Genomic DNA, 18966 nt, shown 5'->3' with positions numbered 1-18966 from the left:
GCTATCGTTGACAATAAAGACTAAGTTTACTTTTTGAATTTATTAGGTGGTAGGCCAAAGTATTGTGAAAACTTTCGGCTAAAGGCTGACGGCTCTTTGTAGCCTACTTTTTCACCAATGATTGATAGTGGATAATCTGTGTGTGTTAGTAAAGCTTGCGCTTTTTCCATACGAAGTTTGGTTACGTATTTCATCACAGTCATATTTGTTTGTTGCTTAAATAGTTTCTTAAACTGCGTTTCGCTTAGAAAAGCAGATTCAGCCAGGCGTTTAATGTGAAGTTGCTCTGCAATATTTTGCTCTATGAAGGATATTGCTGTACCAATACGGTTATCTACTTTTGGCAATAAAGGTTGCTCTGCAAGCAGTAAACTGAACATTTCAAACATCGCCTGTTCTAATTGAGCATTAACTTTATTTTCTAATTGGTTTTCGATAAAGGTTAAGTAACTTTTAAGGGATGAGTTAATTGCAAAAACAATACAGTGAGAAGATGAAATATTTAGGGGTAGGTTTTTCATGTCCACAACTACAAATCTAGCTTCAGTATCTGCAGTGAACAAGTGCTCTTCATTGGCTTTAACTACAACACACTCACTTGGCGCAACTTTACCATTGAAATCACCAACGCATATATTTATGACACCACGTAAAGGTAAAACCAATTGATTAAAGTGATGTGAGTGACGGGTTGGTTTTGTGCTATAAGAACGAATGGATAATAGATTTTTCATAATAACAGAAATGTATGGCCTTATTTCATCCTGATTTTGGTTATACATAGTAGAGCAATGGATGACAAAGTGAAGTGTTAGTTTTATTGGCTCTTTAACTTAAACCTCAATGACTGCAATGGTGGCTTAGCAGTCCCACTAAAGGCTTTGAAAGGTAATATCTGCTGTTGGCATTCTCCGCCACTCCACAACATAAAATGTAGATAATAATTGGCAAGGTATTTTACTGTGTCGGATGGCGCTTCGCTTATCCGATCTACACACGTACACAAAGCCTCTTATTTGGCGTCTCTCACCGGTAAAATAAAGCGTTTACTCAATACTAATACCTTGTTTTAAAAGGTACTCCACTGCTTTATCAGTATGGGGCTTAAATGCTTTCCAGCGCCCAATTGCTTTATTGTTAAGTGGTTGGCGTACTTGTACTTTACTGGCGGTAGAGACCGGTGCGGTGTTTAAGTGAAAATCTATACATTGTGCTTGCCACTCTAGGTTACAAAAGCTGACTAACTCTTTAATTTGTTGCTCGGGCTGTGCGACTAATTCTTCGTATTTTACTAATTTTATATTGCTGTGCAGGGTACTAAAGTGCTGCAGTAGTTTGTAAAAACGGCTGTAAAATTTTGCTGTGTCGAGTAAATCGAGCGAGTACGCGTAGTAGGGGTTATTAATGGTAAATAATTGGCGATAGTTGCCAATACAGGTGTCCATTGGATCGCGCAGCATACAAATTATTTTGGCGTTTGGCAGTGCTTTGGTTATTAAATCGATATAAAAAAAGTTAAACGGGAGCTTATCAATAAAGTGTTTATGGCTGCCTGTTATTACGCGTGTTGCGTTTAAATAGGTTGACCCAAGCTGATTAAAATCAAGCTCGTAGGCTTTACTGAGCGTTTGAGTGTCGAGCACATGGGGTGTTTGTGTTTGGCTCAGCTTTTTAACACTTAGGCCAAAGTCTTGTAATTCACCGGCTGATTGCGCGTCGCTGTGGCTCGATAAAATACGCTCAACCAATGTGGTTCCAGAGCGGGGCATGCCTAATACAAAAATAGGTTCGGCCGTTGGGTTACCTTGTGTTGGCGCTTGTTTATGCTGCTCACTTAAGTGTTTAATGTGTTCAAATAACTCAGTTGAGCTTTTATGATCAAACGGTTGTACAGCACGTTTTGCTAATTTACCTTGCTCTAACGCGTTAAAAGCCTCTGAAAATTCACCAAGATCTTGATACTCTTTTGCTAAAGCATGGCCAATATGCAGTTTTGCATCGGGGTGTGTTGCTTGCTCAAATACATTTTTTAAGCGCTCAATATGATTGTTTTGCTTACTTACTTTAGTTAAATCACTTAATGCAAAATGACTTTGATGATGCAGTGGGTTAAGCGCTATGGCATTTTCAAAAGCGTGTTGAGCTTTATCAAACAGTCCTAAAAATTTAGCGCTTACACCGTAGTTATAATAAAACGGGGGTTGAGCTTTGTTGGCTGTATTAGCCAGTTTAATAGCGCACTCAAAGTAGTTAAGTGCTTGTTCGTGAATGCCTGCTTGAGTAAGTGCAACGCCGAGTGTGTCGGCATCAAGTGCTTTAGTTATTTGCTTTAATGGCACCGATAGTGCGGTGTTTTTTGCTTTTTGTAATTCGCCAGTAAGTGCGTAACATTTAGCAAGTTGCGCGGTATATTCAATACTTTTGCCAAGGGTGAGGGCTTTTTCGATGAGCTTTATTGCTTTGTGTATTTGCCCAACAGTTAAATTAACCATTGCCAGCAAAAAATACCCATCAGCAAAGTCTGGTTTGAGTGTAACTAACTCCACTAGGGCTTTGTGTGCTTGCTCTATTTTACCTTGGTTTAGAGAGTGTATTGCGCTTTGATGAAGTTGCTTTAAATTTGGCTGCATGGTTTTTGGTAATTATTTTGTGAAAGAAAATAAAAAGGCTCAAATAAATTTGAGCCTTAAAACATTGTTTAAAAATTACTATAAATTATATCTCAAATTTGTAGTTAAATTTAACACCTACCGTAAGCGGGCGATTAATGTAATGGCCGTAGTTACGTTGTATGTCGGCACCATTTGCTGATGTTATATCGGCATCTGAACGACGAACGGATGTAACCGCGTATTTGTTGAATAGGTTATCAACATATAGGGTAGTTGACCATGCATCAGCTGTTAATTTAGCTGATATATTACTTAAGCTGTAACCTGGTAGTGTTTCGCCGTTATCACGAAGCCCTACTCTTGAAAGCACGTCGCTTTGCGCAGTTAAACCGTAGTTAATATCAAGCGTTTTGTCGTTAAACACGTCTGTTTGATAGTTTACACCCATCGAAAATTGATTTTCAGGTGAGCCTGGTAAACGGTCGCCGTCTTCTGCGCCATCGGTACCATCGGCATTAAACAAAAATGGTGCGTCTGATGTTAGCTCTGCTTTTGTGTAGGCATAAGTTGCGTAAACTGAAAACGAGTCAGATAAAATGGCACGGGTCGAAATTTCTACCCCTTTTGCATTAGCGCTGCCTGCGTTTGAAAGGTACGTTAATTGACCTATATCTGTAGCGCCAGTGATTTGCGCATCATCCCAATCTACGTTAAATAACGCGGCGTTAAAGTGTAGCTGGCTTCTAAACCATGTACTTTTAAAGCCTAGCTCGTAGTTTGTTGTGGTGTCGGCTTCATATAATAATTCGTCAGGTTTACCACAACCTGTTTGTTGATCCTCAACAATTGGATCAGGACAAGACACTAAACCGTTTGAGCCGCCAATTCTAAAGCCTTCACTTACTGTTACATAACCCATTACTGAATCAGTAAATTGATATTTAGCATTAAATTTAAATAAGTTACCGTTATCGCCAGCGTCATCTTTTTCGTATGCAACGGTGATTTTGTCAGGATCTACTCCACCATACAATGTATTGGCTAGCGGGAAGTCAAAAGCTGCTTGCGACTCTACATCGTATTCGTAAAAACGGGCACCAATGGTAATATCTAATTTGTCGGTTACTTGATAACCAACTTCACCAAATAGTGCAGACTCAGTGACTTTACTTTTTGTAAGCTCTAAGTATTCTAATGAGTCAGGTCTTAGCTGCTCGCCACCAAAGTTATCAATAGCGAATTGGTCAAACCCAGGGGTAAACTCTCGGCTTGACGCTTCGGTTTCTGTTTTGTTGTAAAAGCCACCCACAATCCAGTTAAAGTCGCTGTCGCTTTGAGACACTAAGCGAATTTCTTGAGTGAAGGTATCTTCTTCGTCTATTTCACGGGTAAACGTTGAAAACGAAGGGAATTCTTCATAGCCGTAATCAAGACGAATAAGTAAGTCTGTTTGATCGCGTTGACCGTCGGCATCAAAGCTCGAAATACCGGTTGCCGATACTAGCTCTGCAAAACCTAAGTCGGCTTTTAGTTCAAGGCTTAGTAATTGATCTTTTTTCTCGCGAGGTTCTTCAAAGCGATAAGCTGACTCGTATTTACCTATTACGCCGCTTAAACCGTTGTTTGCATTAAGACTGTTGTAATGAACAATCGAGCGGCCTTCGCTGTCTTGGTTTTGGTAAAAGTAGTTAAGCGTACCTTCAAACGATTCATTTGGTTTAAAGCGAACAGAAATACGACCTGTAGTGGTGGTTTCGCCGTTGGCGTCTTTTACATTTTTAAGGTTGTTATTAACTGCTGAGCTATCGCTCCAATCTGGATCTGGCAGTGATACGCCTGGCTCGCGTACTACGTAGCCGTAATCGATAAAACCGGGGTCTTCATATACGTTTAAGCTGGCGCGAACTGCTAATTTATCTTCGATAATAGGAAGGTTAAATATAAAACCGCCTTCGCCACCTAAAGAGTCACTTTCTTTTGTTTGAAACAGGTCGCCGTAAACTTCAAGCGATGTAAAATCAAGCTCAGGCTGTTTAAGCATGTAGCGAATTGCGCCGCCTAATGTGCCTGCACCATAAAGGGTGCCTTGTGGCCCAATTAATACTTCAACACGCTCAATATCTACTAGGCGCATATCTACCGAAACAGGAATTTCGTTAATGTAAGTAGATACTGTGCCGCCATCTGATGATGGACCAGACGAGTTTGTATTTAAACCACGAACAATAATAGGCGAGCCTGAGCGGCCACCTTGATCGGTAATTGTTAAACCAGGTACCCAGCGCGCTACATCCGCAAGCTCACTGATATTTTGATCTTTCATTATATCAGCATCAAGGGCTGTAATATTTAGCGGTGCATTTTGCACCGAGCCGCTGCGCCTTGTTGCTGTAACTTCGATTACTTCGAGTGATTTGTTTTTAGCTGTGATTTCTTCTTGTGCCACTGCAGAATTAGAAAATAAAAATGCGCCAGATACAGCGCTCGAAATAGCCAAGGTTAACAAGCTTGGTTTAAACATAAAAAGTGATCCCCAGTTCAAATGTTTTACATTAGTAAATTAAGTTAAGCAGTTTATCAGGGAGTGAAGTAGCTTGGAATATTTAAATTGAATTTTAATTCACTTTTATAGAATAAATATAGCTTATTTTCGGGGTTTTTATTTGGTTAATAGGCAATACAGGCAATGGCTTAGTGTAATTAGGTACAGTTAGATTGAAAATTAAACCCTTGTTTAAAGGTAAATAGTCATTCGTATTTTAAAGGTGGTGTTATGACGTGCTCGTTAAACAAATTATTACATTAAAATTAATATTTCATAATGTCATTACTTATACTTTTATTAGCACTATTAAAGTGTATTTTGATCCCCATTAAGAGTGTTAAGTCGCCATTACTAGTGACAGTTTAAGTTATTGAGTGAGCGTGTTTGATTGCCGCTTCGTATTCTCTTTTTTATTTTGTCCGCACTTTTTTGTGCGTGTTTTTAAGGATTAACAATGAGCCAACTATTTTCGCCTTTATCACTTGGGCAAGTAGCGTTAGATAACCGTATTATTATTGCCCCTATGTGCCAGTATTCAGCCAATAATGGCGCTGCTAGCGATTGGCATACTATTCATTTAGGCCAATTGAGTTTAAGTGGTGCAGGGTTACTTATTTTAGAAGCAACAGCAGTAAACCCAGAAGGGCGTATTAGCTACGGCGATTTGGGGCTTTGGAATAACGAAACCCAGCAAGCATTAGGCAAAAGCCTAAAAGCAGTAAGGCAATACAGCCCTATGCCTATTGGTATTCAGTTAGCGCATGCTGGGCGCAAAGCATCAACTGAAAAACCATGGGACGGTGGCGATGCCATTGCACCTGATGATGTAAATGGCTGGCAAACGCTCGCACCTTCGGCAATTGCGTACGACGCTAACAGCCCAGTGCCAAAAGCAATGAGCCAATCTGACATAGATTCACTAATTAAAGATTTTGTAAGTGCAGCTAAACGCGCTGATGAACTCGGCCTTGATTTAATCGAGCTTCATGGTGCGCACGGTTACCTGTTACATCAATTTTTGTCGCCACTTTCAAACAAGCGAGATGACAACTACGGTGGCAGCCTAGAAAACAGAATGCGGTTATTGCTTGATGTGTTTAAAGCGGTAAGAGCGGTATTCCCCAGTAATAAAGCAGTGGGTGTGCGTATTTCGGCAACCGATTGGGTTGAAGGTGGCTGGGATTTAGATCACTCGATAGTGCTTAGTAAAGCGCTTGATGAACTAGGTTGTGATTTTATTCATGTAAGTACGGCGGGCCTAAGCCCAGAGCAACAAATACCAGTTAAACCTAATTTCCAGGTACCGTTTGCAACAGCCATAAAAGAAGCAGTTAAAATGCCTGTTATAGCGGTGGGTTTAATTACACAGGCGCAACAAGCCGAAGATATTATTAGTGAGCAGCAAGCCGATGGCGTAGCACTAGCGCGTGGTATTTTATATAACCCGCACTGGCCGTGGCATGCAGCTGCAGAGCTTGGCGCTACAGTAACTGCACCTAAACAGTATTTACGCTCAAGCCCACATGGGCAGCCATCACCAATAAAATAAAGTTTAGTTTTTTTGTAGAAACCCAACCCGCGTTTGCGGGTTGGGTTTTATTATTTTTATAAAGTAGAGACACACATGACCCAAACAGGCGTTTCAGCGCAACCTCTTAGCAATACACTCGTTACTATTATTGCTTTGTGTTGCGGTCTTATTGTTGCCAATATTTATTACGCTCAACCTATTATTGAGTTACTTGCCCCAGAAGTTGGATTAAGTGCGCACAGTGCTAGCCTTATCGTATCGCTTACACAAATAGGCTACGCTTTGGGGTTGTTTTTTTTAGTACCACTAGCTGATTTAGTTGAAAATAAAAAGCTTATGTTGGTCACTCTTGGTGTGTCGTTTTTGAGTTTAGTGGGTACGGCACTTGCTGATTCACCTAATGTAATGCTTATTTTGTGTTTGATGATAGGTATAAGTTCGGTTTCTGTTCAGGTGCTTATTCCACTTGCTGCGCATTTATCGTCTGACGAAAAACGCGGACAAGTTCTTGGTAATATTATGGCGGGTTTGTTGTTAGGTATTTTGCTAGCAAGACCTATATCGAGCTTAATAGCCGATCACTTTGGTTGGCGCGCTGTATTTTACTTTGCAGCAGGGTGTATGGTGTTTATTGCTGGTGTAATTTATTTTGCTATTCCAAGTAGGCAACCAACCCATAAAACAACGTATTTTAAGTTATTAAAATCGCTGAAACAATTAATGATAAGCCAGCCAGTGCTGCGCCAACGTTCACTTTTTCAAGCGTTAATGTTTGCATCGTTCAGCTTATTTTGGACGAGCGTACCGGTTGTGCTTGCCCGTGAGTATGGTTTATCCCAATCAGAAATAGCATTGTTTGCACTAGTGGGCGCCGCAGGTGCTGTAGCAGCTCCCATTGTTGGGCGTTTGGCTGATAAGGGCTATACGCATCAGTTATCGTTACTGGCCAAACTCATTGCAGCACTGTGCTTTTTACCAAGCTTATTTGAGTTACCTTACGGCATTATAGTATTGGCATTAACCGGTGTGTTTATTGATTTTTCTGTGCAGGCCAATATGGTATTGGGTCAACGTGCAGTGTACGCACTAGAACCACAAAGCCGTGCGCGTTTAAACGCTATTTATATGACTAGCATATTTGTAGGTGGCGCAGTAGGCTCGCTTATTGCCAGCCCATTATATGAAGTGGGTGGTTGGACTGGTATTGCACTGGTGGCTACGGGTATGCCGCTTATTTCGTTGATTGGCTATTTGCTTACAACTAAAAAGCGAAGTAAGGCTGTGAGTTAAAAAATTACCGGATACAACACAATAAAGTCACCATGTTGTATGGTGACTTTATTGTGTTGTTTAGGTTAGTTTGGTAGTTAACTAAGTAGCCTGTTTTTTTGCGTTTGAAAACGAGCTACCAACAGATGCAATAATTACAAGCAAAATAGCGAGCCACTGCCATAAAGTAAGCAATTCACCCAGTATAATAAACCCTGCGAGCGAAGCTATTGCAGGCTCTAAACTCATCATTACGCTAAACCCTTGTGAAGGCATGTTACGCAGTGCAACCATTTCAAGTGTGTAAGGCAGTGCGCTTGATAAAATAGCAATACCAATACCCAGTGGGATAATTTCCCATGTAAACGCGGGGCTTTGCATAATGCCGCCGTAAGGCACTAGCACTATAGCGGCAACAGTCATGCCCAATGCGACAGTGGCTCCACCAGAACTTTGTGTGCCGGTTTTTTTACCAAATAATATATAACCTGCCCAACACGCGCCAGCACCAAGCGCAAGCGCTACACCTAATGGATCAAGGCTATCTTGCCCGCTCATATCAGGAAGCAGAAGCAAAATACCAGCAATAGCACAGGCAACCCAAAATAAATCACGTTTGCGGCGTGATGAAAATAAGGCAACAGCAAGCGGGCCTGTAAATTCAAGTGCTACACCAATGCCTAGTGGAATGCGTTCAATAGCGTAATAAAACAAAATGTTCATGCCGCCTAAACTTAAACCATACACAATTATAGGAATACGATTACCCGTAGTGGGTATGTGTTTCCAAGGTTTAAACACTAAGCAAAGTATAAAGGCAGAAAAACCAAGCCTAAGGGCCGTCGTACCCTCAGGGCCAACAATTGGAAAAAGCTGTTTTGCAAACGACGCGCCCGTTTGAATGGTCATCATGGCAAGCAATACACACACGATAGCCAGTAAATAACTTTTTGAAGATGCTTTCATTTTTATCCTTGAGTTGAGTAACTCTATCAATTAGTTATGTAATGCAGGGAGTATAAAAGCTAAACCCACCCGATATTAATGGCGGCATAGTATCTTTTTTTAAATTTATAGGTAAGTCTTTGCGACCAAAAATAACGCAATAAAAAGTATATTAAATAGGGAAGGTAAATAAAGTAAGAGGTAAAGTTAGCAAACAGGCGTTTGCTAACTTTAATCAGTTGGTTAAAAGGCCTTAATGGGCACTTTTATTAACTAAGCCATCAAGCGAGTAGAGGCCTCGTTTTTCATCATTTTTGCGTTTAATTTCTTCAAGTGCACGCGATTCTACAGCGTCAAATAAAGCATTAATTAAGCGGTTAAAATGTTTGTGCATTGCACTGCGCGCTGCATTTGCATCATGCGACTTTAGGGCTGTATAAATAGCGGTGTGTTCATCCATAACGCACTCGTTATTGTTTTTACACACACTGCCATAGTCAGCAACAATTTGTGGATTTGTTAAACGTAAATCCCACAAGTTAGACACTGCAAATTCAAGTGCTTTATTACGCGTTGCTCTAGCTATAATTTCGTGGAACTCACGATCGGCTTGCTCAACATATAGGCCTTTTTCCATAGCAATTAATGTTTTATTTAGTTGCTCTAGTTCTTCTTCTGTAATGCTTTGAGCAGCTAGAGCGGCAATTTCGCCTTCAATTAATGCGCGAGCTTGAGTAAGTTCAAATGCACTGATCTCTTTTGATTTTATAGATGCATTTTTTTGTTCTACTACGTAAACACCAGAGCCAGTTTTAACTTCAACTCGGCCACGTACTTCTAATGCGATAATAGCTTCTCTAATGGTAGGGCGGCTTACATCAAACATTTCTGCAAGTTCACGTTCAGGTGGTAAACGACTCCCAGCAGAAAATTCGCCTTGATTTATTAAAGACTCAATTTTATCAACTATGCGCCAAAATAAGCGACGATTACCCATACTTTACCTTCATTACCTTAAGGAATAATGGCCTCTGGGGCCTATAAGTCAAAACCAACTGTTAATATCAGAGGTTACCTTAAAATTCACTATTATGTCAAAATTCTAACGCGATGTTAGGGTTAAAAACCACTATACACCAACGGTTGCATTCTTGTATTACCAATTTAGTTTAAAATAATGTAATTGGCCAGCTTGATTGGTAATGTTTTTATGTGTTAGGTTAGATTTAAGGTTATTGAGTAATAAATATTGGTAATAAACCGAGTTGGGTTGTCAGTGTTAAGTTTGTTGTAGAAGTATTTGATTGCCCATGGATGGGGATCGCTATTTTAAAGTGTTTTGTAAAATGTGTCGTTGTACGAGAGCTATTTAAGCTTTCTTCTGGGTATTATACCAACCTGCATAAATCTTTGATCAATTTAACGAATTAAATTGCACTATAACGTCGTTAAAAATTTTTTATTTAGAACAGCTAGATATAAAAATTTTTGCCTAGTTCTAGCGTAATTTTCTTAACGTTAAATAGACCCCATATATAAGCAGATTGGTATTAACTGTCGTTGGTTAACGCCCATATTTTATTTAATTAGTCGTTAGGGTACACAACCCCAAGCTGTTTGCGCGCTTCATCAAGAACGCTCATTACGTTACTGGCTAAAATGTGCGTATTAACAGGTGACTCAAGGATATTTTGCTTCACTAATGACATGAAATGCTCAACTTCGTATTTCATAAAGTGCTCATCAAACGGCTGGGATATAATCTCTACATCACCATTATTAGCAATAAATTCCACTTTTTTAAGTTGCGATACGGCTTCTATACGTATGCGCCCAAGCTCGCCTTGTATTTCGGTTATGTTGTCGCCTTGCGATATTTTGGAGTAACTAATAACGGCTTGTTTATCTGCATAGTTTAGTAATACATCGCCCGCACCATCTACACCAGTATCGAGCAATACGCCACTGGCACTCACGCTTTTTGGTGCCCCCCAAAGTGCAATTAATAAATACAGCGGGTAAATCCCTAAATCAACTAAAGCACCATTTGCAAACTCGGGTAAAAATGTGTTTGGGCGTTCTCCATTTTTATACTTATCGTAACGCGATGAGTATTGACTGTACTGGCCAATATATTTACGTGGTGTGCCAATTTTTACCATTGCCTGTTGTAGCTGTTCATAGTTAGGCAAGTGAGTGGTCATCATGGCTTCCATGTAAAGGCGCTGATGCTTTTTTGCTGTAGCTATAATGCTTGCAAGCTCTTTAGAATTGGCAGCTGATGGTTTTTCGCCAAGGACATGTTTACCCGCTTCTAGACACATAACGGCATATTGTTTGTGTAAGCTATTAGGGGCGGCTATGTAGACAGCATCGACATTTTGATCTTGGCAAACTTGCTCGATTGAGGTGAAAATTTTTGCTTGTGCATTTTGTGGGTGTTTGGCTAAAAATGCTTCGCCGCTAGATACTGCGCGCGAGCACACCCCATATAAATTAAAATCGTTTAACGTATTTGCAGCGGCTAACAATGTGTCGCTAATAAAATTGGTGCCAACAATAACAAAGTTCATGCTCACTCCTTAGCTTAAATAAAAATAATAAGAGTATTTAGTTTAACATTTTTTTAGTTCTATATGCTCGAGGAGAACATCCAAACCAGCGTTTAACATTAACACTTAGTGTTGCTTGTTCCTGATATCCTAAAAGCTCAGATATGGTTGAGATTGTAAATTGGTTTTGCGCTAAATAGTGTGCAGCTAAAGCGCGGCGAGTGGCATCTTTTAGTTTTACAAAACTCGTATTATGTTTGATAAGTTCTCGATGCAGAGTACGCGGGTGCATACCCAGCGCAGCTGAAATAGTTTGGTTACTACATTGATAAATAGGAAGCATAGGCCTAATTAGCGCACTAACTTGGTTGGGCAACGGTTGTGTGTGTTCTTTGTTTTTTGCCAAGAAGTTTAGCGCTGCTTGTACTTTATTTAGTTTAGGGTGATCAAGCTCAAGAGTTAAATCACTTTTTGAGATTACAATGCCAGCGCTGTTGCGATGCTCTATAACGTTACAACCAAAGTAAGTGTTATAGGCACGAGTATTAGTACTTAACTTTTTTGGCAAAAATATATTAATTGGTTTGCAGCGGTTATTACTCAGCTTTTTAATAACAGCTAATGCTAAACCAATGGTTAGCTCAATGACTTGGTTTATGTGCGGTAATGGTTTTAAATTAATTTCGAATGATAAAAACAAGCTTTTATCATTCTCTAAAGGGTGCGAATTTAAGCTAAGTGCAGGGCTGTGTAAGTGAAGGTATTTAATAACCCAATTAAGTGCATCACCTAAATTAGTACTACTTTTGGCAGCAATTGCAATATGTCCTAAAATATCAAAGTTTTGTCTACTTGCGAGCTTAAGGCCAAAACTAGAGCAATTGAACTTACAAGCACAGTATTCTAAAAGCTCAGCGTAATCTCGATAAGGTAAATATTGGTTGTCGAGATTTTTAAAGTCAACGTTACTAATATTACAGCTTTGCATTATTTCATGCGGATCGCCGCCAAATTCGCTAATTAGCGTGTCTATACCTTGTAATGACGTGGCTCTGATTAGGCTGCTCATGGTTAACCCCAAATAAGTGATGTCTAAAAATATCAAGTTTTATTGGGTTTTTCTATGCACTATTACTGTTAAGGCCGTTTAAAACTTTTATTAAGGTAAACCATGAACAATACAACATTTGATTACATTGTGATTGGCGCAGGCAGTGGCGGCTGCGTTATGGCATCGCGATTGTCTGAGGATAAAAATGTCAGTGTGTGTTTAATTGAAGCTGGCGGCAGCGATAAAAGTGCATTTGTGCAAATGCCAGCTGGCATAGCAGCGAGTGTGCCTTATGGCATAAATAGCTGGCATTACAATACGGTGCCACAAAAAGAGCTTAATAACCGCTGTGGTTTTGTGCCGCGCGGCAAAGTATTGGGTGGCTCAAGCTCTACCAATGCAATGGTTTATATTCGCGGTAACAAATACGATTACGATAATTGGGCACAGCTTGGTAATGAAGGCTGGGATTTTAAGAGTTTACTCCCGTACTTTATTAAATCTGAGAACAATAAAGCGTTTATAAATAATGAGCTGCACGGAACAAAAGGCCCGCTACATGTACAAGAGCTAAGTAACCCAAGCAATGTAAACCAATATTTTTTAAATGCCTGTGCTGAGCAGAGCGTTAATTTAAGCGACGATATAAATGGCAAAGAGCAAAGCGGTGCGCGTTTATCGCAGGTAACTCAGCACAATGGCGAGCGTTGTAGTGCGGCAAAAGCATATTTAACACCGCATTTAAACCGCCCCAATTTAACGGTATTAACCCATAGCCACGTTAATAAAATAAATATAGCTAATAAGATAACGCAAGGTGTGCAAATTGAGCGTAATAAAGAAGTTATTAATTTACGTGCTAAAAAAGAGGTAATACTTAGTGCTGGCGCTATTAATTCACCACAAATATTAATGCTTTCAGGCATTGGCCCAAAAGAGCAGTTAAGTGCGCATAACATTGAGGTTCAGCACGTACTTGAAGGTGTTGGCGCTAATTTACAAGATCACTTAACGGTAGTGCCACTTTATAAATCAAAAACAAGTAAAGGCACATTTGGTATAAGCCCGCTTGGCATTGCCAGCATTATAAAAGGCTGTGTTAACTGGTTTAGTAAACGACAAGGGCGATTAACCAGTAATTTTGCAGAGTCGCACGCGTTTATTAAATTATTTGAAGGCTCGCCAGCGCCCGATGTGCAGCTAGAGTTTGTAATTGGGCTGGTGGACGATCATAGTCGTAAATTACACACTGGGCATGGTTACAGTATACACAGCAGTATTATGCGCCCTAAAAGCCGAGGCACGATTACATTAGCAGATAACAACCCGCGTAGTGCACCGCTTATTGACCCTAATTATTTAAGCCATCCAGATGATTTAACTGTAATGCTTGCTGGTCTTAAAAAAACACTCGCTATTATGCAAAGCAACGCTTTTGATAACATACGCGGTAAAATGCTCTACTCGCTTGATATAAATAATGATGATCAGCTAATCGAGTTTATACGCCAAACTGCAGATACCGAATATCACCCGGTCGGGACTTGTAAAATGGGGCAAGACTCAATGGCAGTGGTAGATACTAATTTACGAGTACACGGGGTAAGTAACTTACGCGTAGTTGATGCGTCGATTATGCCTACTATTATTACCGGCAACACAAATGCGCCGGTAATTGCGATTGCTGAAAAAGCGGCTGATTTAATTAAACACGCAAGGAAGTAATTAAATAAACAGTAGTAGGGCTATTAATTAGCTATAAAACTCATTTAGCCATTGTTGCCAATCGCTTTCAAGATGCAGCATTTGCTGATGCTTTTTAGCGTTTAAATGCTTGGCTTCGTCCTCGCTTGCCACATAAGGCCCAACGCGGCATAGGGGGCAATGGTTAGATGTTAAGTATGCAGGCATTGTAAGGCGTGAGCTTAATTCGCTAGTATGTTTATCGAGACTTTTTGGGCTGAAAACGTAAGTTATGCCGCTTGTGTCTTTAACGTGTTTGTCGCGGTCAACATTACGAATTTTATAACCTTCAAAATGGCTAATATCAAATGGGATTTGGCCTAAGTAATCTGCGGTTAAACCGTTATTTAAACTCCCCTCTATATTCCATTCTCGATAAGGTTTTACATCCTTTGAGGTGATGTAACAAAGCATTGGCCCATTTTTATCAAGCGCGTATTCGTTAGCGTATTTAATAAATTGGTGCAGTAAAGCGCGGTTTAATACGTTCATACTGGTTTGGCGCGTGTTGTTTTCAAACGCTTCTCGGCCAACAAATGCAGGTATAAGCGGAAACTGAAAAATAACCACATCAAAGCTGTGCTGGTTTTCACTTAGAGCTTGCCAACATGCATGGTTTGTTACATCAAAACTATTAAGTACCTCAACGTTATGCGCTTTTAAGTTGCTAAGTGCATTGTGCTGGTATTTTTGCTCAATAGTAGTTTGGTCATCGTAAGTGGATGCAACCAAAGCTTTTGGCGATAGATGAGTGTAAATAGCGTTCGAAAACGATAAATCGCCATCGCCTACGGTGAGTATTCGCCATTGAGGATTTAAATACATATTTTATTTAGCGTTTATGTTTGTAGCAGTATTATTTATATCGCTATTTGTTTGTGAGTCTTTTGCTAGTAAACGATGAAACGCAAGTCTGGTTTTTAACCCTTCAATAGCGATTTGTTTAATAATAAGATTAAAGGTAATTAAAATGGCAAAGGCAATATGAATAGGGCCGTGAGTAAATCCTGCATCTGTATCGTACAGTGTTAAACCGAATAGCAAAAATAAGACGACTAAAAATATTTCGAGTAATTGACTTGAATAAAAGCTTAAACGACCTTCGCTTTTATGATCTTTTTTAATGCGAATAGCACAAAAAAATGGGATCACTTTGATTTTAAATGCAGCGTTTTTTTCTACGTAGTTTTCGCCAAGTTCGTCGAGTTGTTGGCGTAGTTGGTCAATCATGGTGTGTCCTCAAATAGCAGTGCGCGGATATTACCTTATTACCACGCAATATTTAAGTTTACAGCTGCTATTTAGGGTAAATACTCATACCAATAGTAAGGATATGACACACAAACACAACAGAGGTAAGTACAAAGCGCATTTTTTGATAATCTTTATGATAGGTTTGCCATTGCGGCGTGGCTTTTTCAAATATAAGTACTAACCAAAAACTAGCACCTAAACAAGCGAGTGCCCACTCAACAGGTAAAAATGATAAAAATGGTATAGGTATTACAGGAACAACAGCTTTTATCGCATTGCTATAAGTTTGCTCTCCGGCGCGCCATAAGTTACCCGCCATAAATGCTAAAATGGCGATACTGTAAAAAGTAAAAAACTCCAAGTTAAGGCTATTACTGCCAAACATGAGCGGCCAACCTACACACCCTAAAAACGGGATTAAGCCTAGGTAACCTAGCTGTATATGGTTAACAAATTTTTCCATTACGGTGTGCCTTATATTTAATGACTTATCTGAAGCGCGGCTATTGTAGCAGTATTGCGATTAGCGGTCTTAATAATTCGCCAGCGTTTACAATTCACATAATGCATACGATAACAATGATTACATAGTTCAACCCAAAAAACCGATTGTTTTAATCTAAACAATCAATTTTATTTAATTTCCCATTGGACTTATTGTATTAATCAAGCCAACGCAGAAGGTCGTTTAAAACGAAAGCGTTGATTACTTTTAAAATACATAAACACAGATGAGGAAATACCATGAGCACTTCATTAATCAATACAAAATTACAACCATTCAATGCAACCGCTTACCACAACGGTGACTTTGTAGAATTGTCTGAAAAAGATGTTCTAGGTAAATGGTCTATCTTCTTCTTTTACCCAGCAGACTTTACATTTGTATGTCCTACCGAATTAGGTGACCTTGCAGATTACTATGCACAACTTCAAGAAATGGGCGTAGAAGTTTACTCAGTATCTACTGACACTCATTTTACTCACAAAGCATGGCATGACACGTCAGACACTATCGGTAAAATTACTTACCCAATGATTGGCGACCCAACAGGGCGTATTACACGTAGCTTTGGTGTAATGATTGAAGAAGAAGGTTTAGCACTTCGCGGTACATTTGTAATGAACCCAGAAGGCGAAATTAAAGTAATCGAAACTCACGATTTAGGAATTGGCCGAAGCGCTAAAGAACTAGTTCGTAAAGTACAAGCTGCACAATACATTGCAACTCACGATGGTGAAGTTTGCCCTGCATCTTGGCAGCCAGGTGAAGACACACTTGCACCTTCACTAGATTTAGTTGGTAAAATCTAAATATAGGTTTACCCACTTTTATAAGGGCAGGTAACTGCCCTTAAATCAACGAACATTCGTTTGTTGGTGCCTCCAATATCAATATACTTGTTTAAGCACATGCATTATTTGGCATGGGAGGCTTGCTGTTTAAATTTTCCTAAAAGGGTTAAGCCATGTTAGATAACAACATAAAAAATCAATTAAAAAGCCATTTCGAATCGCTTACTCAACCTGTTGAGCTGCTTATTGCCTTGGATGACAGCAAAAAATCAGCAGAAGTAGAAAGCTTAGCAAACGATTTAGCCTCACTAAGCGATAAATTTACTGTAATAAGCAATCCTGATACAAGCGCACGTCGCCCGTCAATGGTTGTACATTCGCCTATTAAAAAAACTCATGTTACGTTTGCAGGCGTACCTATGGGTCATGAATTCACAAGTTTAGTGTTAGCACTTTTGCATACTGGCGGACACGCAAGTAAAGCTAAAAGCGAAGACATTGAGCAAATACAATCGCTTACTCAAGAGCTGAACTTTGAAGTATACATAAGTTTAAGTTGCCAAACGTGCCCGCAAGTAGTGCAAGCACTTAACACTATGGCAGCGACAAACAGTAATATTAAAGCCACCATGATTGACGGTGCATTATTTCAAGATGAAGTAGAAGAACGAAATATTTTAGCTGTTCCGGCTGTATATTTAAATGGCGAACCATTTAGCCAAGGTGCACTAAGCCTTACTGACATACTTAATAAAGTAGATAGCAAAGGGGCTGCTAAACAAGCAGCAGCGCTAAGCGAAAAAGACGAGTTCGATGTACTGGTAGTTGGTGGCGGCCCAGCGGGCGCGTCGGCTGCAATTTACTCAGCACGAAAAGGGTTAAATACAGGCATTGTTGCTGATAGATTTGGTGGACAAGTTGCCGATACACTAGCAATAGAGAACTTTATTTCGATTAAAGCGACTGAAGGGCCTAAATTGGTTGCCCAGCTTGAAGAGCACGTTAAAGAATACGATGTAGATGTAATGCATAATCAGCGTGCAGCGGCACTTGGTTATAACAATGGTTACGAAATTACACTAGAAAATGGCGCAGTACTTAAAGCTAAGTCGCTCGTACTTGCAACTGGTGCACGCTGGCGCGAAATGAACGTACCAGGTGAGCAAGAGTATCGTGGCCACGGTGTGGCATATTGCCCACATTGCGACGGCCCTTTATTTAAAGGCAAACCTGTTGCTGTAATTGGTGGTGGTAATTCAGGTATAGAAGCGGCAATCGATTTAGCTAATATTGTGCAAAGCGTTACGGTACTTGAATTTGCAGACACACTACGAGCCGATGAAGTGCTTATTCGTAAAGCTAAAAGCATGGCTAATATTACTATTATAAAAAGTGCACAAACAACCGAAGTACTTGGTGATGGTAAAAAAGTAACTGGCTTAATGTACACAGATAGAGTGTCGGGGGAGAGCAAAGAGCTTGAACTTGCCGGTATATTTGTACAAATAGGCTTAATACCAAATACCGAGTGGTTAAAAGACAGCGACCTTGAATTAAGCAAATTTGGTGAAATACTAATTGATGCTAAAGGCGCAACTTCATTACCAGGCATTTATGGCGCGGGGGATGCAACCAATACTCCGTTTAAACAAATTATTATTGCAATGGGCAGCGGTGCAACAGCAAGCTTAGGCGCATTTGATTATTTAATTCGTCACTCTGAAGAAGCTGATCAAAGCGCTGCTTAATGTAATTAGTAAAAACTCTCTTGATATAACAGCAAGGCTACACCCATAGCTGTTTGTTAACCCAAGCCGCCCTTCTCCAAAGGCGGCTTTTTTAATGCTTAAGAATTAGCACACGATTTAATCGCACCCACCACCAGAATCGCCGCCGCAATTTGTATAAGAATGTGATGAGTTACTGCTAGAGGAAGCTGTTGAGTCACTGCCAGTATAAGCAGATGATCCACGTGATGACTTAGCACTGATAAATGTAACTAACAGCAATACGCCCGATACGATAACTATTGTTATTGATGAGCTCCATTGCCCAGTGGAAACGCCTTTAAATACTGCAACAATAAGGACAGTTAGTAATATAGTTCTAATTATGTTTTTCATTGTTAATGCCTTATCTAACTATATTTAGCACGCGGTTAAGTGTGC

General features: G+C 39.9%; 16 protein-coding genes. 5 read left to right on the top strand and 11 right to left on the bottom strand.

Annotation, left to right across the window (positions count from 1 at the left end; genetic code table 11):
- Positions 1-26 precede the first annotated feature (26 nt).
- The 3 genes from H5088_RS12670 to H5088_RS12660 all read right to left on the bottom strand — a co-directional run bounded on the left by H5088_RS12670 (position 27) and on the right by H5088_RS12660 (position 5133).
- Positions 27-734, bottom strand: a complete 708-nt coding sequence (locus H5088_RS12670; protein ID WP_033021299.1) for an AraC family transcriptional regulator — start codon at positions 732-734, stop codon at positions 27-29.
- Between the two features lie 312 nt (positions 735-1046).
- Positions 1047-2630: a sulfotransferase gene (locus tag H5088_RS12665; protein WP_182753090.1), complete on the bottom strand. Its 1584-nt coding sequence runs from the start codon at positions 2628-2630 to the stop codon at positions 1047-1049.
- Positions 2631-2715: 85 nt separating this feature from the next.
- Complete coding sequence (locus tag H5088_RS12660; RefSeq protein WP_182753088.1) at positions 2716-5133, bottom strand: TonB-dependent receptor; 2418 nt, start codon at positions 5131-5133, stop codon at positions 2716-2718.
- 478 nt (positions 5134-5611) lie between these two features.
- Between H5088_RS12660 and H5088_RS12655 the strand changes: the two genes are divergently transcribed.
- A complete protein-coding gene (locus tag H5088_RS12655) occupies positions 5612-6706 on the top strand; it encodes an NADH:flavin oxidoreductase/NADH oxidase (RefSeq protein WP_182753086.1) in 1095 nt (364 codons plus the stop codon).
- 75 nt (positions 6707-6781) lie between these two features.
- Complete coding sequence (locus tag H5088_RS12650) at positions 6782-7978, top strand: MFS transporter (protein WP_182753084.1); 1197 nt, start codon at positions 6782-6784, stop codon at positions 7976-7978.
- Positions 7979-8059: 81 nt separating this feature from the next.
- Here H5088_RS12650 and H5088_RS12645 read toward each other — a convergent pair whose 3' ends face one another.
- The 4 genes from H5088_RS12645 to H5088_RS12630 all read right to left on the bottom strand — a co-directional run bounded on the left by H5088_RS12645 (position 8060) and on the right by H5088_RS12630 (position 12523).
- On the bottom strand, positions 8060-8923 hold the full coding sequence (locus H5088_RS12645; protein ID WP_182753081.1) for a DMT family transporter: 864 nt from the start codon (positions 8921-8923) through the stop codon (positions 8060-8062).
- Positions 8924-9155: 232 nt separating this feature from the next.
- A complete protein-coding gene (locus tag H5088_RS12640) occupies positions 9156-9899 on the bottom strand; it encodes a FadR/GntR family transcriptional regulator (RefSeq protein ID WP_002960591.1) in 744 nt (247 codons plus the stop codon).
- 589 nt (positions 9900-10488) lie between these two features.
- On the bottom strand, positions 10489-11475 hold the full coding sequence (locus H5088_RS12635; RefSeq protein WP_182733326.1) for a Gfo/Idh/MocA family protein: 987 nt from the start codon (positions 11473-11475) through the stop codon (positions 10489-10491).
- Positions 11476-11512: 37 nt separating this feature from the next.
- Positions 11513-12523 (bottom strand): AraC family transcriptional regulator, encoded by a 1011-nt coding sequence (locus tag H5088_RS12630; protein ID WP_182671069.1) that lies wholly within the window; start codon positions 12521-12523, stop codon positions 11513-11515.
- A gap of 102 nt (positions 12524-12625) precedes the next feature.
- Here H5088_RS12630 and H5088_RS12625 point away from each other — a divergent pair, with 102 nt between their 5' ends.
- Positions 12626-14230 carry a GMC family oxidoreductase gene (locus H5088_RS12625; protein ID WP_182753079.1) on the top strand — a complete coding sequence of 535 codons (1605 nt, stop codon included), beginning with the start codon at positions 12626-12628 and terminating at the stop codon, positions 14228-14230.
- 27 nt (positions 14231-14257) lie between these two features.
- Here H5088_RS12625 and H5088_RS12620 read toward each other — a convergent pair whose 3' ends face one another.
- The 3 genes from H5088_RS12620 to H5088_RS12610 form a co-directional block, all read right to left on the bottom strand.
- Positions 14258-15073, bottom strand: coding sequence for a class I SAM-dependent methyltransferase (locus H5088_RS12620; protein ID WP_182753077.1), 816 nt, complete (start codon positions 15071-15073; stop codon positions 14258-14260).
- Positions 15074-15076: 3 nt separating this feature from the next.
- Complete coding sequence (locus H5088_RS12615; protein ID WP_002960599.1) at positions 15077-15478, bottom strand: hypothetical protein; 402 nt, start codon at positions 15476-15478, stop codon at positions 15077-15079.
- 67 nt (positions 15479-15545) lie between these two features.
- Complete coding sequence (locus H5088_RS12610; protein ID WP_182692533.1) at positions 15546-15965, bottom strand: DUF3429 domain-containing protein; 420 nt, start codon at positions 15963-15965, stop codon at positions 15546-15548.
- 281 nt (positions 15966-16246) lie between these two features.
- Here H5088_RS12610 and ahpC point away from each other — a divergent pair, with 281 nt between their 5' ends.
- Both ahpC and ahpF read left to right on the top strand, forming a co-directional pair.
- The gene (gene ahpC / locus H5088_RS12605) at positions 16247-16816 is read left to right on the top strand and encodes an alkyl hydroperoxide reductase subunit C (RefSeq protein WP_002960601.1); all 570 of its coding nucleotides are present in this window, start codon (positions 16247-16249) and stop codon (positions 16814-16816) included.
- A gap of 155 nt (positions 16817-16971) precedes the next feature.
- Positions 16972-18546 (top strand): alkyl hydroperoxide reductase subunit F, encoded by a 1575-nt coding sequence (ahpF, locus tag H5088_RS12600; protein WP_182692532.1) that lies wholly within the window; start codon positions 16972-16974, stop codon positions 18544-18546.
- A 117-nt stretch (positions 18547-18663) separates the two neighbouring features.
- On the opposite strand, the gene H5088_RS12595 is transcribed toward ahpF, so the two are convergent.
- Positions 18664-18921 carry a hypothetical protein gene (locus H5088_RS12595; protein ID WP_182692531.1) on the bottom strand — a complete coding sequence of 86 codons (258 nt, stop codon included), beginning with the start codon at positions 18919-18921 and terminating at the stop codon, positions 18664-18666.
- Between the last annotated feature and the right edge of the window lie 45 nt (positions 18922-18966).

It is taken from the genome of Pseudoalteromonas sp. SR43-3 (assembly GCF_014163875.1).
Taxonomy (GTDB): Bacteria; Pseudomonadota; Gammaproteobacteria; order Enterobacterales; family Alteromonadaceae; genus Pseudoalteromonas; species Pseudoalteromonas distincta.
Note: the sequence above shows the minus strand (reverse complement) of the source record. Positions and strands in the feature narration are given on the sequence as shown.